General features: G+C 71.8%; 18 protein-coding genes. 11 read left to right on the forward strand and 7 right to left on the reverse strand.

All coding sequences use genetic code 11. From position 1 onward, the window contains the following. The first annotated feature begins 42 nt into the window (after nt 1-42). The gene (locus QQZ13_RS09180; protein WP_284528717.1) at nt 43-735 is read left to right on the forward strand and encodes a hypothetical protein; all 693 of its coding nucleotides are present in this window, start codon (nt 43-45) and stop codon (nt 733-735) included. A 27-nt stretch (nt 736-762) separates the two neighbouring features. Here QQZ13_RS09180 and QQZ13_RS09185 read toward each other — a convergent pair whose 3' ends face one another. Continuing rightward, nucleotides 763-1305, reverse strand: coding sequence for a Dps family protein (locus QQZ13_RS09185; protein ID WP_284528718.1), 543 nt, complete (start codon nt 1303-1305; stop codon nt 763-765). Nucleotides 1306-1437: 132 nt separating this feature from the next. Between QQZ13_RS09185 and QQZ13_RS09190 the strand changes: the two genes are divergently transcribed. Beyond that, nucleotides 1438-2178 (forward strand): sulfite exporter TauE/SafE family protein, encoded by a 741-nt coding sequence (locus tag QQZ13_RS09190; protein ID WP_284528719.1) that lies wholly within the window; start codon nt 1438-1440, stop codon nt 2176-2178. A 28-nt stretch (nt 2179-2206) separates the two neighbouring features. Here the strand turns inward: QQZ13_RS09190 and QQZ13_RS09195 are convergent, their stop codons facing one another. Next, nucleotides 2207-6025 carry a hypothetical protein gene (locus QQZ13_RS09195; protein ID WP_284528720.1) on the reverse strand — a complete coding sequence of 1273 codons (3819 nt, stop codon included), beginning with the start codon at nt 6023-6025 and terminating at the stop codon, nt 2207-2209. Between the two features lie 643 nt (nt 6026-6668). Here QQZ13_RS09195 and QQZ13_RS09200 point away from each other — a divergent pair. From QQZ13_RS09200 to QQZ13_RS09215, 4 genes are all read left to right on the forward strand, one after another. Continuing rightward, nucleotides 6669-6872, forward strand: a complete 204-nt coding sequence (locus tag QQZ13_RS09200) for a cold-shock protein (RefSeq protein ID WP_284528818.1) — start codon at nt 6669-6671, stop codon at nt 6870-6872. A gap of 181 nt (nt 6873-7053) precedes the next feature. Beyond that, nucleotides 7054-8160: an acyl-CoA desaturase gene (locus QQZ13_RS09205; RefSeq protein ID WP_284528819.1), complete on the forward strand. Its 1107-nt coding sequence runs from the start codon at nt 7054-7056 to the stop codon at nt 8158-8160. A gap of 25 nt (nt 8161-8185) precedes the next feature. Next, the gene (locus QQZ13_RS09210) at nt 8186-9028 is read left to right on the forward strand and encodes a transposase (protein WP_284528721.1); all 843 of its coding nucleotides are present in this window, start codon (nt 8186-8188) and stop codon (nt 9026-9028) included. Nucleotides 9029-9174: 146 nt separating this feature from the next. Further along, the gene (locus QQZ13_RS09215) at nt 9175-9519 is read left to right on the forward strand and encodes a hypothetical protein (protein ID WP_284528722.1); all 345 of its coding nucleotides are present in this window, start codon (nt 9175-9177) and stop codon (nt 9517-9519) included. A gap of 348 nt (nt 9520-9867) precedes the next feature. Here the strand turns inward: QQZ13_RS09215 and QQZ13_RS09220 are convergent, their stop codons facing one another. Genes QQZ13_RS09220 through QQZ13_RS09230 form a run of 3 tightly spaced genes read right to left on the reverse strand, consistent with a single transcriptional unit; the run spans nt 9868 to nt 12349 of the window. Beyond that, nucleotides 9868-10683, reverse strand: coding sequence for an ABC transporter permease subunit (locus QQZ13_RS09220; RefSeq protein ID WP_284528723.1), 816 nt, complete (start codon nt 10681-10683; stop codon nt 9868-9870). Continuing rightward, nucleotides 10680-11606 carry an ABC transporter ATP-binding protein gene (locus QQZ13_RS09225; RefSeq protein ID WP_284528724.1) on the reverse strand — a complete coding sequence of 309 codons (927 nt, stop codon included), beginning with the start codon at nt 11604-11606 and terminating at the stop codon, nt 10680-10682. Before QQZ13_RS09225 ends, QQZ13_RS09220 begins: the two co-directional genes overlap by 4 nt. A gap of 26 nt (nt 11607-11632) precedes the next feature. Beyond that, nucleotides 11633-12349 (reverse strand): TetR family transcriptional regulator, encoded by a 717-nt coding sequence (locus QQZ13_RS09230; RefSeq protein WP_284528725.1) that lies wholly within the window; start codon nt 12347-12349, stop codon nt 11633-11635. A gap of 112 nt (nt 12350-12461) precedes the next feature. Between QQZ13_RS09230 and QQZ13_RS09235 the strand changes: the two genes are divergently transcribed. Then, nucleotides 12462-12788, forward strand: coding sequence for a hypothetical protein (locus QQZ13_RS09235; RefSeq protein WP_284528726.1), 327 nt, complete (start codon nt 12462-12464; stop codon nt 12786-12788). A 47-nt stretch (nt 12789-12835) separates the two neighbouring features. Here QQZ13_RS09235 and QQZ13_RS09240 read toward each other — a convergent pair whose 3' ends face one another. Next, nucleotides 12836-14221 (reverse strand): aspartate aminotransferase family protein, encoded by a 1386-nt coding sequence (locus QQZ13_RS09240; RefSeq protein ID WP_284528727.1) that lies wholly within the window; start codon nt 14219-14221, stop codon nt 12836-12838. A 129-nt stretch (nt 14222-14350) separates the two neighbouring features. Between QQZ13_RS09240 and QQZ13_RS09245 the strand changes: the two genes are divergently transcribed. Beyond that, a complete protein-coding gene (locus QQZ13_RS09245) occupies nt 14351-15046 on the forward strand; it encodes an SDR family oxidoreductase (protein ID WP_284528728.1) in 696 nt (231 codons plus the stop codon). A 143-nt stretch (nt 15047-15189) separates the two neighbouring features. After that, complete coding sequence (locus QQZ13_RS09250) at nt 15190-16743, forward strand: APC family permease (protein WP_284528729.1); 1554 nt, start codon at nt 15190-15192, stop codon at nt 16741-16743. Between the two features lie 6 nt (nt 16744-16749). Here QQZ13_RS09250 and QQZ13_RS09255 read toward each other — a convergent pair whose 3' ends face one another. Beyond that, complete coding sequence (locus tag QQZ13_RS09255) at nt 16750-17724, reverse strand: hypothetical protein (RefSeq protein ID WP_284528730.1); 975 nt, start codon at nt 17722-17724, stop codon at nt 16750-16752. Nucleotides 17725-18225: 501 nt separating this feature from the next. On the opposite strand from QQZ13_RS09255, the gene QQZ13_RS09260 reads away from it, so the two are divergent. Together QQZ13_RS09260 and glgX are read left to right on the forward strand one after the other, a co-directional pair. Next, nucleotides 18226-18714 carry a glutaminase gene (locus QQZ13_RS09260; protein WP_284528731.1) on the forward strand — a complete coding sequence of 163 codons (489 nt, stop codon included), beginning with the start codon at nt 18226-18228 and terminating at the stop codon, nt 18712-18714. Nucleotides 18715-18763: 49 nt separating this feature from the next. Then, nucleotides 18764-20974, forward strand: a complete 2211-nt coding sequence (gene glgX / locus QQZ13_RS09265) for a glycogen debranching protein GlgX (protein ID WP_284528732.1) — start codon at nt 18764-18766, stop codon at nt 20972-20974. Nucleotide 20975 lies beyond the last annotated feature (1 nt).

Genomic DNA, 20975 nt, shown 5'->3' on the forward strand with positions numbered 1-20975 from the left:
GGGGCCGCCGTGAGACCACGGCGGGCGCGAGGGGAGCACGGGATGCCGACACGAGAACGTCTGTCCGCGGCCGGAGGGCTCGTCCTGCGTGCGCTGTTCGCCGCCCTCGCCGCGGTGCGCCGTCCCCGGCCGATCCACCCGCGCGGCGTCGCGCTGGTGGGGACGGCGACGTGGATCGGCGCCTCGCAGTCCGGCATCCGCTGGGTCGACGATCCGCCGCCTTCGCCGCAGCAGGTCACCGCCCGGATCTCCCGCTCGGCCGGGTTCCCCGCGCCCCTTCCCGACGTCATCGGCCTGGCGCTCCGGTTCCGCACCGACGAGGGCCCGGCCGATCTCGAGCTGGCGTCCACGGGCGCGGGAGTGCCCGGCCGGTTCGCGCTGCTGCTCCACGGCTCGCCGTCGCGGGCGCACCTCGGCACGCTGCTGCCCTACACCGGCGACCGCGGGCCGGTTCTGCTGGCGGCGCGCACGGTGACGCCGACCGACCTGCCGACGGCGCTACCGGCGCTCGGCGCCAGGCTGCGGCAGGAGCCGTGGCGCCTGCGGCTGTTCGTGGCCACGCCCCGCGGCGCCTGGCATCCCTTCGCCGACCTCGAGCTGCGCAGCGCCGGGCGGCCGTCGGACACGGCGGACCGGGTCGATGCGGGACGGCGGCTCCTGCCCGGGGCGCGGATGCCGCGGTGGGTGCGCGCCCTGCGCCAGCCCTCCTACGACGCGGTCCAGCGCGACCGCTGAACCCGACGGCGCCGCGCCGGAGCACGTTCAGGAGGCGCGGGGCGTCCGGTTCTCCGCGCTGATCATCCACGCGTACTGCTCGAGCTTCTCGATGACCGCGTGCAGGATGTCGGCGCTCGTCGGGTCTTCCTCGTCGACGGCGTCGTGCACGTCGCGGCAGGTGGTGACGGTGTCCTCGAGCCGCACGGTCACGAGGTCGATGACCTCGGTGGTCGAGATCTCGCCCTGCGGGAACTCCGGGAGCGTGGTCGAGGCCGAGACCGTGTCGCTGCGCCCATCGGGAAGGGCGTGGAGTGCGCGCATGCGCTCGGCGATCGTGTCGCTGAACTCGCGTGCGGCCTCGATGATCTCGTCGAGCTGCAGGTGCGTGTCGCGGAAGTTCGTGCCGATGACGTTCCAGTGCGCCTGCTTGCCCTGCGAGGCGAGCTCGATGAGGTCGACGAGCACCTTCTGCAGGTTGTCGCCCAGCGCCTTGGAGGCGGTGAAGCCGCTCTCGGCGTTCTGCTCCTCGGTGAGACGGGCGCCCCGGGCGGGCTTGCGCTTGTTCTTCGTGGTCGTCGTGGTAGCCATGGCGCGAACCTACGTCCTCGGCCCCGCGAAGCGAACGGGGATTGCACGGCGCTCCGCGCGGTGCTAGCGCCGGTGCGACGCCCGGTGACGCACCGGCGAAGAGGATCCCCGAGCCGGTGCGAGGATGGGTCCGTGCTCGACCTCTCCGCGCTCGCCTGGGCGCTGCTCGCGCTCGGGGCGGTCGTGGTCGGGCTGTCCAAGACCGCGATCCCCGGGGCCGGCTCGCTCGCGGTCGCGGTGTTCGCGGCGGTGCTGCCGGCGCGCACCTCGACCGCGACGCTGCTGGTCCTGCTGATCGTCGGCGACGTGCTCGCACTGGCCCTCTACCGCCGGCACGCGGACTGGGCGACCCTGCTGAGGCTGGCGCCGGCGGTCGTCCTGGGGATCGTGATGGGGGCGGTCTTCCTCGCCGTCGCCGACGACACCGGCGTCCGCCGCGTGATCGGGGTCATCCTCCTGGCGCTCGTGCTGACGACGCTGTGGCTCCGACGGCGGCAGGGCGAAAAGGCGCGCTCGGGCGTCGGGGCGCTCATCGGCTACGGCACCCTCGGCGGGTTCACGACCATGGTCGCCAACGCCGGCGGCCCCGTGATGTCCATGTACTTCCTGGCCGCCCGCTTCGACGTGCGCGCGTTCCTCGGGACCGCGGCGTGGTTCTTCGCCATCGTGAACGTCTCGAAGGTGCCGATCGCGGTCGGTCTCGGTCTCCTCACCCCGCAGAGCCTGCTCGTCGACCTCGTGCTCGTCCCCGCCGTCCTCGTGGGCGGCGCCATCGGCTGGCGGATCGCCGGACGCCTCACGCAGGCGGCGTTCGACCGCATCGTGCTGACCCTGACGACGCTGACGGCGCTGTACCTCATCGTGGCGCCCTGACCGGTCCCTGCTCCGGCGGCGGCGGGGATCAGTTCGGCTGGATCCGCGTCACGGCCACGGCGTCGGCGAACAGGCCCGACGTGGTGGCGACGGTCAGCCGCGCGGCGTCCCTGGCGAGCGGCAGCTGGATGCGGAGGGCCCGATCGAGCGTAAGGTCGTAGCTCGCCCCGAACCGGCGGCCGCCGATCACCCCCGAGACCTGCGCCTGCGCCGGTCCCGCGAGCGCGTCGCCGACCAGCTCCCACCGGCCGATGCCGGGGCGGACGTTGAGCGTCAGCGGTGCGGCCGACTCCGCCGGCAGGTCGACGAAGCGGGCCTGCACGACGTCGCCGCGCAGCCCGACCCGATTGGTGACGGCGACGGTGACCCGCCGGCCCGTCCCCGGGGCGACGGTCAGCGTGTTGGCCGCCGTGCGCAGGTTCTGCCCGGCGATCCGCAGCACCGAGCCGGGGCGGCCGTCGTGGTGCACGACGTACTCCCGCAGCGCGTGGGCGATGGCGATCCGCCCGCCGTCGCCGTGGACGGCGACCGTGTCGAGCACGAAGTCGTCGCTGTACAGCGCCTTCACGATGGCCCCGACCTCCGAGGCGAGCCCCTCTCCCAGGCGCCCCCGGAAGGACGACCGTGCGAGCAGGCCGAGCGGTGCCGCGTCGGATGCGAGCTCGACCACGGCGGCGCGCTCCTCGCCCTCCGGCAGGCGCGCGGCCAGCGCCAGCAGTCCGGAGCGCAGCGGCGGAAGCTCGGCGAGCGACTCCGCCGCCGGCACCGCCTGCCGGGCCGCAGCCTCGGCGTCGCGCGCAGCGACGACGAGCGGCGTGCGGTCGAAGGCGATCGCGTCCAGACGCAGTCGCCTGCCGCCGTGCAGCCTCTCCGACCCTTCCAGCGCCTCGCGACCGATGACGACGCCGAGGTCGATGCCGCCGAGCTCGTCCCGCAGCCGGCGGTGTCCTCCGCGCGGTCCGCGCCGGTGCAGCGCGGGCTCCCGCCGGGCGCGGGCGAGCAGGCCCGACGCCTTCGCGAGCCGTCGGACGACCTGCGGCGTGAGGCGGTCCTCGAAGCGCGCGTCGATGCGCAGGTCGTCGATGCGCAGGCCGTCCGTCACCCGCCGCCCCGGGTCGCCCGTGCGCGCGTAGTCGGGCACCGGGACGAACCCGTTCGGCGCCCCGGCGCTCCGGGCCGCCGGCGACGGCTCGCCCGTCAGGAGCAGGTTCTCGCCCTCGGGGGTCGTGATGCCGGTGGCCGCCTCGCCGTCGCCGAGGATCGCGATGGTGCCGCCGAGGATCAGACGGAGCGCATCCCAGATCGGGAGCCGTGCCGCGCCGGCGAACGTGTGGAACGGCAGGAAGTACAGGCGTCCGCCCGACCACTCCCCGCCGGCGTACGAGCTCCCGCCGGCGTACGAGAACGTGTTCGCGCCCGGGTCGACGAGGACCTTCCGCGGTCCGCCGGTGAAGTTGGGGTCGAGCACCTCGATCTCCCAGACCGGTGTCGTGTCGTTCCAGCGGATCGGCCGCACGACGTGGGGCGCCCCCGAGAAGTCGTAGTCCTGCGCGAGGCACAGCACCGGGTCCTGCCCTGCCGCGTGCGCGGCCCGCGTCATCCGGAAGACGTCGACCGGGTCGTGCGTGTTGCCCGAGAGGAACAGCGCGACGAACGCCCAGATCGCCTCGGAGCCGACCTGCGACTGGTGGCGGATGTTGATGAACTCCTCGAGGCCCGATGCCCAGGCCGCCGAGCCGAACCGGTCCAGCGGCAGCTGGTAGATGCCCGAGCCCTTCTCGGCGAGGATCCCCGCCGCGCTGAAGCCCATGCAGTTGCCGTTCGCGGACAGCCCCTTCGAGACGAGCTCGTAGAAGATGCTCTCGATGCCGTCGGTGATGTCCCACCACTCGGGCTCGCTGTCCACCTCGGGGAACGCCTTCGCGAACGTGTTCCGCGAGATGCGCTCGGTCGACGGGTTGCCCGTGCCCCAGTGCCGCTGCGCGTCGGTGAAGCCCCCCGGGGGCGGCAGGAGCGAGACCGACGCCGTGATGCTCTTGATCATCCGGAAGGCGCCGGAGTTCAGGATGCCCTGGTTCTCGCGCAGTCCCCAGCCGTTGCCGGCGTCGAGGCGCTTCTGCCAGAGCCCCAGCCGCGGCCGGTCCTCGGGGTCGCGCTCATGGACGTCGACCCGCAGCTCGTACGAGCGTCCGGGCCACGGCTCGATCCGCGCCGCGAGATCCCGGTCGATGTGGCGGATGTTCTGGCCGTCGCTGACGTCCTGGAAGCCCGCGACCTGCACGCCGTCGCGCAGCAGGGCGACGTCGATCGTCAGATCGTTCTGCCCTCGGCCGAAGCCCTCATCCTCCTTCGTGTCGACGGTGCCGATGCGGACCATCAGGGGTGCGAGCTCCATGGCGCCCGCGTCGGGATACCAGGCGATCGCGCCGCGCTCGAAGGTGTTGTACCGGGCGCCGGGGGCGTCGGGAAGGTCGAGCTCGTCGGAGGTGGGGAAGCCGAGCCGTCCCTGGGGCCCGCCGACGCTGCGGTAGAAGTCGGCGATGGCGCCGTAGACGACGTGGGCGCCGGTGGCAGGACTCCAGAAGAAGGTGCCGTTCGCGAAGCGCGAGTAGCGGCCGAGGTCCGTGCCGCCGCCGGGGCGGACGATCGGGAGCTCGTGGGTCTTCGGGAAGCCCCAGGCCGCGACGCCGCCGGTCGCGTGGAAGGCCTGCAGGATCGCGCCGTGCACCTCGAAGGCGGTGGACGTGCCGTCCTCGAGGTAGATCTCCCCGCCGGTGAAGCGCTGGAACAGCCCCCCGGCGACGGCCTGCTCGGCGGCGACCGGGGCGCCCAGCAGCGCCGCCTCGCCGACCGACTCGTAGGCGACGTAGAGCTCCTCGAACACGGGGAAGGCGCCCGTGGCGGCCGTCCAGTAGACCGCCCCGTGCGAGAACAGGTTCTTGCGCACCGTCGGCAGGGCGCCCGCGATCTCGTCGGAGACGGGGAACCCCAGGAGCGCCCGCTGCGTGAGCCGGCCGTACTCGTCGCGGATGGCGCCATGGATCTCGAAGGCCGCGCCGACGTCGGCGGTGTAGCGGATGTCGGCCCCGGCGAAGCGGCGCACCGTGGACTGCGCCGCGGCGTCCGTCTCGGGCGGGCCCGCCGTCGCACCCGCGTCGAAGGGGAGGGTCCACCGCTTGGCGTCGATCATGCCCGCGGGGGAGAGGCGCCAGTCGTCGACCAGGGCGTCGAGGCCGGACGGGACGTCGTCGGCCCACGCGGCCGCCGCGAGGTCGCCGGCGAACGGGAACGTCGTCCCGTCCGGGAGCGTGCCGATGCTCAGCGAGGTGCCGGCTGCGGGGGCGATCGTCGCCTCCGGCAGCGCAGTCGCCGCCAGGAGCACCCCCGCCGTCTCGTCGAGGACCGCCACGACGTCGTCGTCCACCACGAGCGCGACCGATGACCACTGGTCGATCGGATGGGTGGCGTCGGCGACGGCGAGGCGCCACGATCCCGCCACGGTCTGCACCGCGCCGCACACGCGCACCGCGGTGGCGTCTCCCGCGACCGGCTCGATCCACAGGACGGCCGGCACCTGGGCGGACTCGATGAGGTTCTGGCGCTCGGTCACCGTTCCCCGCGCGGCGAACACGACGCGGAAGACGAACCGCTCCCGGTCGGCCGGCGCCGGCGCGGCGGCGAGCTGCGCCCGGGCGCCCGGGCCGAACCGGACCGCGTCGGCGAACGTGCCGAGGGGTGTCGTCCCGGGCCCGGTCACGGCGGTCAGACCGCTCTGATCGACGGGTGCCGCGGCGACCGAATCGGTCAGGATCCCTGCGGCGGCGCTGAGGTGGACGAGCTCTGTCATGACGACTCCTTCGATCACCGGTGAAGAGCCGCACCGCCCGCGACTGATACATCACGGGCCGCGCCGGACGCGCCCCGCGGTGAGGGGGGTTATGCACGGGGCGCGCGGGGCGTACTGTGCAGAGGAAGCCTCTCTGGCTCCGGGTCGAGTCGGGGGGCTCCCCGGAGTCAGCTTTCCCGCGTCGGACCGCTCGGACGCCGCACCTGCTAGGCTGGGTGTCGGTCTCGAGCCGGTTCGTCCCCAAATCGTCTGCCTCGCTGAAGAGCTGCAGATGGGTTGATGATGGTTTGCTCGACACCCCCGACATCTCTCCGGCGCTGTGCGCCCCTTCGAAGGCTTCCTGATTCTCCCTCCTTTCTCTCCTGCGTCGCTGCACTGGCGCCAGGCCGATGACGACGTGCACGTCGCCGTCGACGACTCCGGGTACGCCGGGTTCGTCGCCGCGCTCCCCGAGGGCTTCGAAGCCCACACCGGTCTCGGCAGGATGCTCGGCGTCTTCCCGACCTCCGATGCCGCGCGCCAGGCCGTCACGGCCGCGCAGGCCCTCCCCGCGCTTCGGCGCGCCCCCCATCGTCCGCGGCGGATTCATCGTCGCGGCAACCCGGGCCGCTCCGGCGGTCCAAGAAACAAGAAGAGGAACACGATGGCCACTGGCACCGTGAAATGGTTCAACTCCGAGAAGGGCTTCGGGTTCATCGCTCCCGATGACGGCTCGGCCGATCTCTTCGCGCACTTCAGCGCGATCGCTGGTGAGGGCTTCAAGGAGCTCCGCGAGGACCAGAAGGTGGAGTTCGACGCTGAGCGCGGACCCAAGGGCATGCAGGCTGCGAACATCCGCGCACTGTGATCGCCCGGTCGGCCGGCGCACGCTCCTGTGCGTCGGCTGACCATCCGCTCCGAGTCTCGGAGCATTCCGATCGGGACATGTCGACGCGCGTACAGTCAGTACCAGCGATCGGCTTCCGCCCTTGGCTTCCCGGCCTCCCCGGCCTCGGCCTTCGGGTCCCGATCACACCAGGGGCGAATCCATCTCCGCCACAGTCACTGAGGCCCGTCTCGGGCCCGTCCGTCAGACCTACGCAGGCACCGCCGAATTCCCGCCGCTGACGCGTGCGTACACCGAGGTGTCGCAAGTCGTCCGCGAGACCGGGCTCCTCAGACGCACCCCGTGGTTCTACACGATGGTCGCCACCCTCATCGCGCTCGGCTTCGCCGGCTGCGTGACCGGGTTCGTGCTGTTCGGCCACAGCTGGTTCCAGCTGCTGATCGCCGGTGCCCTCGGCATCCTGTTCACGCAGGTCGCCTTCCTCGGGCACGAGGCCGCCCACCGTCAGATCCTGACCTCCGGTCCCGGCAACGACCGGCTGGCCCGGGTGCTCGCCAACGGCGTCGTCGGCATGAGCTACTCGTGGTGGACCACCAAGCACACCCGCCACCACGCGAACCCGAACCGCGTCGGCAAGGATCCCGACATCGAGATCGACACGATCTCGTTCCTCGACACCGATGCCGCCTCGGCGCGGGGCCTGCGTCGCCTGATCACCAAGAAGCAGGGCTGGCTGTTCTTCCCGCTGCTGACGCTCGAGGGGCTGAACCTCCACGCCCTCGCGATCCGCCACCTCGGCAGCCGCGAGCCCGTCAAGGGCCGCTGGACCGAGATCGGACTGATCGCGCTGCGCTTCGGCATCTTCGTGGTGCCGGTCTTCATCTTCCTCCCCCTCGGCATGGCGTTCGCCTTCCTGGGAGTGCAGCTCGCGGTCTTCGGCGTCTACATGGGTGCCTCGTTCGCCCCGAACCACAAGGGGATGCCGGTCATCGCCCCCGACGCCAAGCTCGACTTCTTCAGCAAGCAGGTCCGCACCTCGCGCAACGTCGGCGGCGGCTGGTGGGCGACCTGGCTCATGGGCGGGCTGAACTATCAGGTCGAGCACCACCTGTTCCCCAACATGCCGCGCCCACACCTGGCCCGCGCCCGCGAGATCGTGCGGGAGCAGTGCCGCACCCTGAACGTCCCGTACACGGAGACCACCCTGTGGCGCTCCTACGGGATCGTCATCGAGTACCTGAACCGCGTGGGCCTGGCCGCCCGCGACCCGTTCGACTGCCCGATGGTCGGCACCTACCGCCGCGTCTGAGCCGCGCTCGGGGCACAATGGGCCCATGCCGACCGACGACAGCGATGTGCTCGACGCGATCGTCGTCGAGCTGTACGCGCTCCCGCCGGCGGACTTCACCGCAGCGCGCGCCGCTCGGGGCGCGCAGGAGGACGGCGCTCTCGCCGCGCGCGTCGCGAAGATCCGCAAGCCCGTGGTGTCGGCGTGGGTGGTCGACCTGCTCGCCCGTGAGGGGCACCTGACCGAGGCGCTCGAGCTCGGCGCGGCGCTGCGCACCGCGCAGGACGACTTCGACGCCGCCGCGCTGGCCCGGCTGGGACGGCAGCGACGGCAGCTGGTCGCCGCTCTGGCCCGCACGGGGGCCGACCTGGCTGCGGAGCGCGGCGTGAGCGTCGGCGCCGGCGCGCAGCAGGACATCGAGGCGACGCTCAACGCCGCGCTCCTCGACCCGGTCGCCGCGTCGGCCGTGGCGTCGGGACGGCTGGCCAAGCCGCTCGACGCGGCCGGCTACGTCGATCCGGCGGACGCGCTCAGCGGCTCGACGCCGACCGCATCGGCACCTCCGCCTCCTGACGACGAGCTGGCCGAGCGCCGCGCGCGTCGCCAGGCGGAGAAGGCCGCGCGCGACGCCGAGCGCGACGCCGACCGTGCCGAGCGCGAGCAGACGCACGCCGAGGCCGCGCGCGAGCGTGCCGCCGACCGGGCGCAGCGCCTGCAGGAGCGCGTGGAGGAGCTCCGCCGGGAGCTCGAACGCGTCGCTCGCGAGGCGGACGCCGCAGCGGCTGCGCTCGAAGAGGCGGAGAGCGCCGCCCGCGACGCCGCCGCTGCCGCGCGGTCCGCCGCCCGGCGCGCGGAGGCGGCCCGCGGCGCCCTGTCGGCCGACGGCTGAGCGATGCCGGGATGCGTGCCCGGTCATGGGGATTGCGCGCGCCGGGCGAGGACGTGCGCGCGGGGCGGTCGCCGACTAACGTAGGCCGACGAGCGAGACGGCGACGGGGTTGTCGTCGTCGAGGATCATCGACGTGAGGAGCGCACATGCCCTTCCGGAGCAAGGAGACACTGGAGAAGTGGCTCGCCGAGTTCCACGCCGCCCGCGGCGCCGGTGACCTGATCCGCGTGATCGTCCAGGACGGTGCGGGTGGGGCCGACACGGGACTCGTGGTCGTGCCGCTGAACCAGGCCACCGTGTCGGTGTTCATGGAGCCGATCGAGATCGGTGACGCCCACTGGCGCATCACCCTCGAGCCGCAGCCCGACACGACCATCCTGAGCAGCCACCAGCTCCACGCGCTGGCGGTCGAGCTTCAGGTCGCGGCCGAGCTGTGCGCGTTCCTCGAGGCGAAGTCGAACGGATTCGAGGAGCCCGACACGGACGACTGAGGCCGCCGCCCACCGTCGTCCCGGGGACGCACGCGGAAGACGCACAGAAGGGGGTCGGCGACGCTCTGCAGCGCACCGGACCCCCTTCAATGGCCCCCCAGGGTACTTCTTCGTCTGACCCCCATCAGACGCTCTCAGCGTACCCCGCGCGATCGCCCCAATCGCCCGATTTCCGCGTCTTCACGCAACCCTGAGGGAGTGCTGAGGAAGTCTTCACACAACGCCCCCGGTCCCCTCTTCCCCGCCGCGAGCCGACAAGATTCGACCGAGCCGACACGCTCCGCGCGGCTCGAATCGTGTCGGCTCGCACACAGCGTGTCGGCTCGCGATCCGCCGCCGCGGGCGGGGTCAGCCGAGGACGTCGCGGCGCGCCAGGGCCACGGTGCCGAGGGCCACGAGCGCAGCGGAGCCGAGCCACAGGGCCGCCACTCCCGGCAGGTCCCAGCCCTGCGCGAGCGGCGCCTGCCCGAACGCCCACGCGTACGGGGAGAACGCCCGCAGGCCGTCGAGGCTCTCGCTGTTGTTGGCGACGGCCTGCAGCGCGTAGCCCGCGACGGCCACGCCGGCCCCCGCACCCACGGCCACGATCCGCCGTCCCGACAGCGCACCGCCGGCGAAGCCCGCCGTGGCCGAGAAGAGCCCGAGCCCGACCCACGACACCACGACCGCCAGGAGGTTCCCGGGATCGAGCTCCAGCTGGGCGGGGGAGTCGATCGCCCAGACGACCGCCCAGGCGAGCGCCCCGAGGAGGCAGAGCTTGCACAGCACCGCGAGGGCCGCCTCCATCGCGTACTGCGTGCGCCCCACCCCGTGGGCGAGGGTGAGCTCCAGGCGCCCGGACTCCTCCGCGCCGCCGGTCACGTCGCCCGCCCAGGCCACGCCCGCGATGGTGAGCAGCACGAAGCCCATCAGACCGAAGAACGTGGACTGGGTGTAGCCGCTGCCGCTCGTGATGTTCTCGTAGCCGAGCGTGCGGATCAGCTCGGGCGGGAGCGAGTCGAGCAGGCCCTGCAGCTCGGGGGTCTGCATCGACGGGAACAGCGGCAGGTACAGGAGCGCGACCGCGGTGAGCCCCAGCCCCCAGCCGATGAGCCCGCGCGCGCCGTCGCGCAGGAGCCGGCGCGTGATGGGCAGAGGCCGGCGCCGGATCGCGAGGGCGCTCATCGGTCCGTCTCCGACCGGGAGTACAGATCGAGGATCGACTCCTCGAGGTCGGGCTCCTCGACGGTGAGGTCCAGGAGGCGCCCGGCCATCAGGGCGCGCACGACGGCGTCCACCTCGCCCCGGACGGTGGCGGCGACGTGCACGGCGCCCGCCGAGGGCGAGGTGGTCACGGCGACGTCGGTGGCCGCCGGCACGCCCTCGAGGGCCGCCCGCAGCGTGTCGGCGGAGGCATCCACGATCACGGCCCGCAGGCGCCGGATGCTCGCCGACCGCAGCGACTCGACGGAGCCGCGCGCCACGATCCGCCCCTGCGCCAGGACGACCACCTCGTCGGCGGACTGCTGGATCTCGCTGAGCACGTGCGAGCTCAGCAGCACGGTCTGCCCGGCGTCGCGGGCCTCCCGCACCATCGTGAGGAACTCGCGCTGCACCAGCGGGTCCAGTCCGCTGGTGGGTTCGTCGAGCACGAGCAGCGGCGGTCGGTGCATGAAGGCCTGGACGAGCCCGATCTTCTGCTTGTTGCCCTTCGACAGTGTGCGCACGGGGCGGCCGAGGTCGAGGCCGAGGCGCTCGGCCAGCGCTTCGATCGTGCCGGGGGCGACGGGGCCGCTGATCTCCGCGAGGTGCGCGAGCAGCGCGCGGCCGCTGGTGCGGCCGTCGAGCCGCAGCTCGCCGGGCACGAACCCGATGCGGCGGCGCAGCGCGGCGCCGCCCGTGCGCGGGTCGGAGCCGAGCACCCGCACGGTGCCGGCCGAGGGGCGGATGATGTCCAGCAGCAGCCGGAGAGTGGTGGTCTTCCCGGCGCCGTTGGGGCCGACGAGGCCGAAGACGGTGCCGGGGTCGACGACGAGGTCGAGGTCGTGCAGGGCGGCGTGCGATCCGTAGCGCTTGCTGAGCGCGCGGGTCTCGATCACCGGGGTCATGGTGTTCCTTTCGAATCGGAGAGGGATCAGGGCGCGCGCGGCGCCGGCGGATCCGGATCCTGATTCGGGTCGCCATCGCCCTTGTCGGACCGCGGCCCGACGCTGCGACCAGCGGGGCGCCCGTCCGTGAGGGCCTCCTCCGCCATCCGGAGGAAGCGATCGTCGGTGTAGAGGCCGTGGGTGTAGAGATCGAGGATGGGCAGGGTGGCGCGCCGGGACAGCGCCGCCGACATCTCGCGCTCGCCGAAGGCGGCGGCCAGATGCTCCTGCAGGAGCAGCGGGGCCAGGCCGAACACGGTCAGGTAGGCGCCGATCACCTCCCGGTCGGCGACGTCGCGCATGATGCCCGCGTCGATCTGCTCGTCGATCATGCGCCGGGTGCCGTCCAGGAACGCGGCGAACAGGTCGGCGCCCGCCTGGGATCCGTCGGTGAGCATGCGCGAGATGTAGCGCAGCAGCGGCCGGAAGGCCTCGACGTCGGCGAGCCACGACCGTATCGCCTCGGCGGCCGACGGGGAGGTGAGAGCGTCCTTGCGGGCGAACAGCTCGTCGGTGACGAGTGCGTCGCAGGCGTGCCGGAGACCCACCTTCGATCCGAAGTGGTGGAGGACGAGGCCGGGACTCACGCCGGCCTGCTCGGCGATGTCGCGCACGCGCGTGTGGGCGAAGCCGTGCCGGCCGAAGAGGTCGATCGCGGCGTCGCGGATCCGCGCACGGGCGGTCAGATCCGAGGCTGAACTCACGTTCAGTAAGCTATACCGCTGTTCAGCTTCGGGCAAGGGTGGCGGCACGGCCGGCTCCATGTCCCCCGAAATACCGACTGACGGACGGCCGCGACCTTGTTACCGTCGCTCTATGACCCCCACCGAACAGACCGCGGTTTCGCGCGCGACGGGGCACGGACTCGGGATCACCGCTCTCGCCCTCGCGATCGCGACGCCGGTCGCCGCCGTGGCGGGGTGGATCTGGGCGGCCTCGACGCCCGGCATGGCCGCCCTCGGCGTCGGCATCCTCGCCCTCTACGCCGTCGCGGGGCTGGCGGTCATCGCGATCATCGTCGGGCTGGTGTCGCTGGCCGTCTCCAAGCCCAACAGTCTCGCCAAGGTCTCGCTGCTGCTCATCGCGGCGACGGCGATCGTGCTCGTGATGCTGATCTTCCCGCCGACGCTCTGGTTCGCCTGACCCGGCCGTTCGCCTGACCGGCCCCTCGCCTGACCCGGCCCCGGCCGCTAGAGCCGGTTGCCGGCCTCGGTGAGCACGGAGCGCAGGATCGCCTCGATCTCGTCGAACTGCGCCGGCCCGATCGTCAGGGGCGGAGCGAGCTGGATGACCGGGTCGCCGCGGTCGTCGGCGCGGCAGTAGAGGCCGGTGTCGTAGAGGGCGCCCGACAGGAACCCGCGCAGCAGCCGCTCGGACTCGTCGTCGTCGAACGTCTCCTTCGTCGCCTTGTCCTTGACGAGCTCGATGCCGAAGAAGTAGCCGTCGCCGCGCACGTCGCCCACGATCGGCAGGTCGGTGAGCCGCTCCAACGTCGACCGGAAGACGGGGGAATTGTCACGCACGTTCTGGAGGAGTCCCTCGTCCTCGTAGATGTCGAGGTTCGCCAGCGCCACCGCGGCGGCGACCGGGTGACCCGCGAACGTGTACCCGTGGGGGAAGGACATGTCGCCGTGGGCGAACGGCTCGTAGATGCGGTCGCTGATGATCGTCCCGCCCATCGGCACGTAGCCGCTGGTGACCGCCTTGGCGAAGGTGATCATGTCGGGCTGGTAGTCGTAGGCGTCGCACGCGAAGTACTCGCCGATCCGCCCGAAGGCGCAGATCACCTCGTCGCTGACGAGCAGCACGTCGTAGCGGTCGCAGATCTCCCGCACCCGCTGGAAGTAGCCGGGCGGCGGCGGGAAGCATCCCCCGGAGTTCTGCACGGGCTCCAGGAACACCGCGGCCACCGTGTCGGGCCCCTCGAACTGGATCATCTCCTCGATGCGGTCCGCCGCCCACACCCCGAACTCCTCGGGGGTCGAGCCGGTGAACCCCTGCTCGCCGGCGCGGTAGTAGTTGGTGTTCGGGACGCGGAAGCCGCCGGGGGTGACCGGCTCGAACATCGACTTCATGCCGGGCAGTCCGGTGATCGCCAGCGCTCCCTGCGGCGTGCCGTGATAGGCGATGAAGCGCGAGATCACCTTGTGCTTGCCGGGCTTGCCCTGGATCTTCCAGAACTGCTTGGCGAGCTTGAACGCGGTCTCGACCGCCTCGCCGCCGCCGGTCGAGAAGAACACGTGGTTGAGGTCGCCGGGGGCGAGGTCGGCGAGGCGCGCGGCGAGCTCGATCGCCGACGGGTGCGCGTACGACCAGATCGGGAAGAAGGCGAGCTTCTCGGCCTGCGCCGCGGCCGTCTCGGCGAGCACCCTGCGGCCGTGGCCGGCGTTGACGACGAACAGGCCCGACAGGCCGTCGATGTACTGCTTGCCCGCGGCGTCCCAGATGTGGTGCCCCTCGCCGCGCACGATGACCGGGACGCCCCGCTCCATCGTGGACTGGCGTGAGAAGTGCATCCACAGATGGTCCTTCGCCATCCGCTGGAGCTCGGCCTCGGTCCGCTGCGTACCCACCATGACCCGAACCTACTCGCGCGGCCCCTCCCTTCGCGCCGGGGGCGCCGAAATCGCACGAACTGCGCGGGCCGGCCCGTCCGGCGCACACTTCGTGCGATCTGGGCCGCCGAGACGGGGGAGGATGGAGGGATGAGCCGCACATTCGTCGTCACCGGCGCGGGATCGGGCATCGGCGCCGTCCTCGCCCGCCGCCTCATCGGCCGAGGGGACCGTCTCGTCGTCGTCGCCCGCGATGCCGACCGCGCGCAGGACCTGCTCGCAGACCTCCCCGGCAGCACCGCGGTCATCGCCGACCTCGCCGACCCCGCGTCGCTCGAGGCGGCCGTCGCGACGGCCGATCTGCCGTCGCACATCGACGCGGTCGTCCACGCGGCCGGGATCGTCGAGCTGGGCGAGGTGGGCGCACTGCCCGTGTCGGCGTGGACGTCGCAGCTCGCGGTCAACCTCGTCGCTCCCGCCGAGCTCACCCGGCTGCTCCTCCCGCGGGTGCGCGCCGCACGCGGGCAGGTCCTGTTCGTGAACTCCGGCGCAGGGCTCACCGCCCACCCGCAGTGGAGCGCCTACGCCGCGAGCAAGCACGGTCTCCGGGCCCTCGCCGACGCCCTGCGCGGCGAGGAGGCCGCCCACGGCGTGCGGGTGACGAGCGTCTACCCCGGCCGCACCGCCACGCCGATGCAGGCGCAGGTGCACGCGCAGGAGGGCGCCGCCTACGACCCCTCCCGCTTCATCGACCCCGACTCGGTGGCCGCCGCGATCCTCGCCGCGCTCGACGCGACGCCCGACGCCGCCCTCACCGACATCACGGTGCGTCCCGGGCCGCGCTGAGCGTCCTCTGTCGGCGGGCGCGGCGCATGCACTAGGGTCCCCGTCAGGCCCTCGGCACAGGCGAGCGGCCCGGGTCGCCGGCGCACGGGAGCGTCGCGCCCGCACGGGACGGCGCGCGTCCGACGCGCCGGAGAGGGGATGCCATGAGCGACTTCGGCTCGACGACGCCGATCCGCCTGGACCGCAGCGACGGGAAGGGCCTGGCCCGCGGCACCCTGGGCCTGTGGGGCTCGACCGTGATCGGCCTGGCCTCCACCGCGCCGGTCTACTCGCTCGTCGCCACGCTCGGCTACGTCGTGCTGGCGGTCGGCGGGCAGGCGCCCATCGCGTTCGTCATCGCCTTCGTGCCGATGCTCTTCATCGCCTTCGCCTACCGCGAGCTGAACAACGACGTGCCCGACTGCGGCACGACGTTCACCTGGGGGACGAAGGCGTTCGGCCCGTGGGTCGGGTGGATGGGCGGCTGGGGCGTGGCGGTCGCGGGCATGGTCGTGCTCGCGAACCTCGCCCAGATCGCGTCGGTCTACTTCTGGTCGCTGATCGGCTTCGACATCGAGAGCGACGACTGGCGGATCGTCGCGGTGGGCGTGTTCTTCATCGCCGCGATGACGTACATCAGCTGGCGCGGAGTGGAGATCGGCGAGCGGATCCAGAACATCCTGCTCGCCGTCCAGTACCTCGCCCTGTTCATCTTCGTGGTCGCCGCCCTCACGCAGTTCTTCTCCGGCGACGCGCCCGACCCGACGCCGTTCGACTGGCAGTGGCTGAACCCGTTCGCCTTCGCCGACTGGGCCGGATTCACCCAGGCCGTGCTGCTGGCGCTGTTCATCTACTGGGGCTGGGACACCTGCCTCGCGCTGAACGAGGAGACGAAGGACCCGAAGCGGATCCCCGGGCTCGCGGCGCTGCTCACCTGCATCCTCCTGCTCGTCACCTACGTCTCGGTCACGATCGCGGCGATGATGTACGCCGGACTCGGCGAGGACGGCGTGGGCCTCGGCAACGAGGCCAACGCCGACGACTTCTTCCTCGCGATCAAGGACGGTCTGCTCGGGCCGTGGGGATGGCTCCTGGTCGTGGCCGTCCTCATCTCGGCGGTCTCCTCGACGCAGACGACGATCCTGCCGACGGCGCGGGGAACGCTCGCGATGGGCGTGTACCGGGCCCTCCCCGCGCGGTTCAAGCAGGTCCACCCGACCTACAAGACGCCGTCGTTCTCGACCCTCGTCATGGGCGTCGTGGCGTCGCTGTACTACATCGGCATGACGCTCGTCAGCGACGACATCCTGCAGGACTCCATCCTGTCGCTCGGTCTCGCGATCGCGTTCTACTACGCGATCACCGGCTACGCGTGCGTCTGGTACTTCCGCAAGGACCTGTTCACGTCGCCGCGCAACGTCGTCTACCGCCTGGTGCTGCCGCTGCTGGGTGCCCTCATGCTGACGTACGCGTTCGTGCAGTCCGCGATCGACATGTGGGACGTGGACTACGGCTACTCGGGGGAGCTCCTCGGCGTCGGCAGCACGTTCGTCATCGGCATCGGCGCGCTGCTGGTGGGCGTCGTGCTGATGTTCGTCTGGTTCCTGTTCCCCCGGTCCAAGCCGTTCTTCCAGGGCAGGAGCCTCAACCGCGACACCGAGGTCATGGTGCCCGAGGAGCCGGAGGTCTACACGCGCTCCATCGACGGCGGGGTGTGAGGGCGCTCAGCGACGCGCGGCGCGCGACGCGCGGCGGGTGCGCACGGCGAGCGGACGCACGCGCGAGCGCGATCCCCTGAGGCTGTCGGCCCGACGGTCTCCGTTGTCCGTCGCGCCGCGTCGTTCCGACAACACCCTGCTGCCCGACATGGCTCCGCGCCCCGGCCGGCGCACGGCCACGGTGCGGCCGCGAGGGGCCGACACGGCGACGAGGGGAGCACGGCGGCGCCCGCCGCGTGCGACCATGTCGCCGCGCGCGGACCGGGACTCGCGGACGGGCTCCGGCGCGAGGGCGTCGCGCGTGGACACGGCGGCGCCGGCGGGGGCGACCGCTCCGAGGCGCCGCACGGCGCGCTCGAGCAGGTGCACCCAGGACAGCACGCCGCCGAAGGCGAGCACCTCGAAGGCGGCCAGGTTCAGGATGCCGGTGAACATCAGCACGATGCCGACCACCAGCACCGCGACGGCGGTCATCGCGTAGCGCGACAGGAAGCGGGGCAGCTCGGGCAGGGTGCGGCGGCTGACGATGACCAGGCCGAGGAAGCTCAGCATGACGCCGTTGGCAGCGCGATCGTGCAGGAATTCGTTCAGCGTGAGCGGGATGACGCCGATGAGGGCCAGGCACACCCCGAGCGTCACCAGCAGCGGCGGCAGCAGGCGTGCGGCGCGGGCGTCGGCGATGCGCCCTTCGGACATCGCGTTCGCCAGATGGACGGCCAGAGGAATCCCCGCCGCGGCGATCACGAGGCCGCTGAGGATCACGCCCGTGTTGAAGGTGTACCCCGAGGTGTCGGCGAACATGCCCAGGCGGCTGAAGTGCAGGTGCCACCACACGGGGTCCACGGTGCCGGACGCGGCCAGCAGGATCGCTGCGCACAGAATCGCAGCGCCCCACATGGCAGAGGGGCGCTGTGCGCGGGCAAGGTTCGAGAATCGCCGCACGGTCGGGTGCGGTTCGGGTAGGGCGAAGCTCGAGGACATCGGGCGCCTCTTCATCGTGGTCCGGGTGGGGCTTCCCAGCGTGCTGCCTGCCCCCTCCGGATGTTTTCCGGACACGAACTCCCCCAGGAGTTCGAGTGAGTCATACTCGAATCTACGCAATTTCTCGATTCGAGTTTGTCCCCCGAATGGGGGACATGTATTGTGTCATCAGCGCCGGCCACCGGGGGGAGGTTCGGCGCCCCAGACGGATCTCGGGGGGACTGGGGCCACAACGTCACCGTTTGGGAAAAACGATGAGAAAGGTTCCCCTCAGGAGCGGACATCACAGCGATGGCTCCTGAGGGGAACCTGGATCGCGACGCCTAAAGCCGTTTGGGGGAACGGCCGCAGGTGGAGCTGGGGGGCATCCGTTGCGGGCGCGCATGCGTTCCGCCACAAGAGTACCGTGTCAACCTGGGAAATTCATCGTTTCAGCACTATGCGACCCGTCGTTGCCTTCTGAGCAGCCGGTCGCATCGTCCCAGGGCGCACAATGGGCCTGTGACGGATGCTCTCGGTCCCACCGCGGCCGCGGTGCTCGACGCGGCGCGCGCGCGTCTCGCGACGGCGCCGCGCGAGCCGCTCGGCGAGTGGGCGTCGAGCCGCCGGCTGCTCGGACTGGGCCGGTCGCCGCGCATCGTGCGGGTCGGCGAGGCGTGGCATCTCGGGGTGCTGCTGGTGGCCGAGGACGCCCTGTACGCGACGGGCGAGATCCTGCGCGCGCGGGAGGACGTCGTCCGCGGCTTCACCGCGCAGTCCCAGCGCGAACGCGCCGAACGGGCCGCCGCCGCCTTCCGCGGCGGCTTCGCGGAGGGTGAGGCCCTGCACCTCGGCTGGTCGCCGATCGACGTCGACGCGGTCGACGCGGGCGGCTCGTCCGGGCCGCTCAGCAGCGCCGGCGGAGCCCCGATGATCCGCTGGAGCGCGAGCGGCGCGGTGCGCCCGCTCGCCGACTACGTCGCGGACCAGCTTGCGCTCACGGGCCGGTGACACGAGATGGACACGCGAGCGAAGTAGGGTGTGCATCAGGAGGTTTCGCATGCAGGTATGGCCGGGAGCTCCGTATCCCCTGGGGGCCACGTTCGATGGCAACGGCACCAACTTCGCGCTGTTCAGCGAGGGCGCCGAAAGGGTCGAGCTGTGTCTTTTCGACGATGACGGCGCCGAGACGAGGGTGGAGCTGCGCGACGTCGACGCGTACGTGTGGCACGCCTACCTTCCGACGATCCAGCCGGGGCAGCGGTACGGCTACCGCGTGCACGGACCGAACGATCCCGCGAACGGGCTCCGCTACAACCCGAGCAAGCTGCTCCTGGACCCCTACGCCAAGGCGGTCGACGGCGAGGTCGAGTGGGGACAGCCGGTCTTCGGCTACACGTTCGGCGATCCCGACTCGCACAACGACGAGGACTCCGCCGCCCACATGATGAAGGGCGTCGTCGTCAACCCGTTCTTCGACTGGGCCGGCGACCGCCTGCCCAAGACGCCGTACGCCGAGAGCGTGATCTACGAGGCGCACGTCAAGGGGCTCACCCAGCTGCACCCCGAGATCCCCGAGGAGATCCGCGGCACCTACAGCGCCATCGGGCACCCGGTCATCATCGAGCACCTGAAGAAGCTCGGCGTCACGGCCATCGAGCTCATGCCGGTGCACCAGTTCGTCAACGACTCCACGCTCCAGGAGAAGGGGCTGTCGAACTACTGGGGCTACAACACGATCGCCTTCCTCGCCCCGCAGAACACGTACTCCGCCCTCGGCCAGCGCGGCCAGCAGGTGCAGGAGTTCAAGGGGATGGTGCGCGCGCTCCACGCCGCCGGCATCGAGGTGATCCTCGACGTCGTCTACAACCACACCGCCGAGGGCAACCACCTGGGACCCACGCTGTCGATGAAGGGCATCGACAACGTCGCGTACTACCGGCTCGAGGACGACGACAAGCGCTACTACACGGACTACACCGGCACGGGCAACAGCCTGAACGTCGGCAACCCGCACACGCTGCAGCTGATCATGGACTCGCTGCGCTACTGGGTGCTCGAGATGCACGTCGACGGGTTCCGCTTCGACCTCGCCGCGACGCTGGCCCGGGAGTTCTACGAGGTCGACCGCCTGGCCGCCTTCTTCGAGCTCGTCCAGCAGGATCCGGTGGTCTCGCAGGTCAAGCTCATCGCCGAGCCGTGGGACATCGGTCCCGGCGGCTACCAGGTCGGGAACTTTCCGCCGCAGTGGACGGAGTGGAACGGCAAGTACCGCGACACCGTCCGCGACTTCTGGCGCGGCGAGCCGTCGACCCTGGGCGAATTCGCATCCCGTCTCACCGGCTCGGCCGACCTGTACGAGCACTCCGGCCGGCGGCCCGTGGCGTCGATCAACTTCGTGACCGCCCACGACGGGTTCACGCTGCGCGACCTCGTCTCGTACAACGAGAAGCACAACGACGCGAACGGTGAGGACGGCAACGACGGCGAGTCGCACAACCGCTCCTCCAACAACGGCGTCGAGGGCCCCACGGACGACCCCGCGGTCCTCACGCGCCGGGCGCGCCAGCAGCGCAACTTCCTGGCGACGCTGCTGCTCAGCCAGGGCGTGCCGATGATCAGCCACGGCGACGAGCTCGGCCGCACGCAGGGCGGCAACAACAACGGGTACGCGCAGGACAACGAGGTGACCTGGGTCGACTGGACCTCGATCGACCAGCCGCTCATCGAGTTCACCGCGGCGCTGGCGCGGCTGCGCCGGGAGCACCCGACGTTCCGCCGCAGCCGCTTCTTCAACGGCCGCCCCGTGCGCCGCGAGGAGGGGGCGCCCATCCCCGACATCGCCTGGGTGCGTCCGGACGGCACGCAGATGCAGCCCGAGGACTGGGACTCCGGCTTCGGGCGGGCGATCGGCGTGTTCCTCAACGGCGACGGCATCCGCGAGCGCGACCGCCGCGGCGAGGAGATCCACGACCGGCACTTCTTCCTCCTCTTCAACGCGGGCGACGAGCCGGTGGACTTCACGATCCCGGACGTCGACGCCAGTCCGCGGTGGGAGGTCGTGATCGACACGTCCGGTGAGCGCGCGGACAGTGAGCCGCTCGCGGGCGGCGACGCATTCGCACTCCAGCCGAAGGCGCTGGTCGTGCTGCGCGACCACGAGGAGACCGAGCCCGACGTCGACCACTCCGTCGCCGCGTCGCTGGCGGCGCGCACCACTCCCATCGACACCATCCCGGCGCACGCGCCGCAGGCCGAGCTGCCCGGCTGAG

The sequence above is a fragment of the Microbacterium sp. T2.11-28 genome (assembly GCF_950097975.1).
Classification (GTDB): Bacteria; Actinomycetota; Actinomycetes; order Actinomycetales; family Microbacteriaceae; genus Microbacterium.

Coding starts and splice junctions, on each gene's coding strand:
- QQZ13_RS09180 (WP_284528717.1), top strand. CDS start 43: ATGCCGACACGAGAACGTCTGTCCGCGGCCGGAGGGCTCGTCCTGCGT.
- QQZ13_RS09185 (WP_284528718.1), bottom strand. CDS start 1,305: ATGGCTACCACGACGACCACGAAGAACAAGCGCAAGCCCGCCCGGGGC.
- QQZ13_RS09195 (WP_284528720.1), bottom strand. CDS start 6,025: ATGACAGAGCTCGTCCACCTCAGCGCCGCCGCAGGGATCCTGACCGAT.
- QQZ13_RS09200 (WP_284528818.1), top strand. CDS start 6,669: ATGGCCACTGGCACCGTGAAATGGTTCAACTCCGAGAAGGGCTTCGGG.
- QQZ13_RS09210 (WP_284528721.1), top strand. CDS start 8,186: ATGCCGACCGACGACAGCGATGTGCTCGACGCGATCGTCGTCGAGCTG.
- QQZ13_RS09215 (WP_284528722.1), top strand. CDS start 9,175: ATGCCCTTCCGGAGCAAGGAGACACTGGAGAAGTGGCTCGCCGAGTTC.
- QQZ13_RS09220 (WP_284528723.1), bottom strand. CDS start 10,683: ATGAGCGCCCTCGCGATCCGGCGCCGGCCTCTGCCCATCACGCGCCGG.
- QQZ13_RS09225 (WP_284528724.1), bottom strand. CDS start 11,606: ATGACCCCGGTGATCGAGACCCGCGCGCTCAGCAAGCGCTACGGATCG.
- QQZ13_RS09235 (WP_284528726.1), top strand. CDS start 12,462: ATGACCCCCACCGAACAGACCGCGGTTTCGCGCGCGACGGGGCACGGA.
- QQZ13_RS09240 (WP_284528727.1), bottom strand. CDS start 14,221: ATGGTGGGTACGCAGCGGACCGAGGCCGAGCTCCAGCGGATGGCGAAG.
- QQZ13_RS09245 (WP_284528728.1), top strand. CDS start 14,351: ATGAGCCGCACATTCGTCGTCACCGGCGCGGGATCGGGCATCGGCGCC.
- QQZ13_RS09250 (WP_284528729.1), top strand. CDS start 15,190: ATGAGCGACTTCGGCTCGACGACGCCGATCCGCCTGGACCGCAGCGAC.
- QQZ13_RS09255 (WP_284528730.1), bottom strand. CDS start 17,724: ATGTCCTCGAGCTTCGCCCTACCCGAACCGCACCCGACCGTGCGGCGA.
- glgX (WP_284528732.1), top strand. CDS start 18,764: ATGCAGGTATGGCCGGGAGCTCCGTATCCCCTGGGGGCCACGTTCGAT.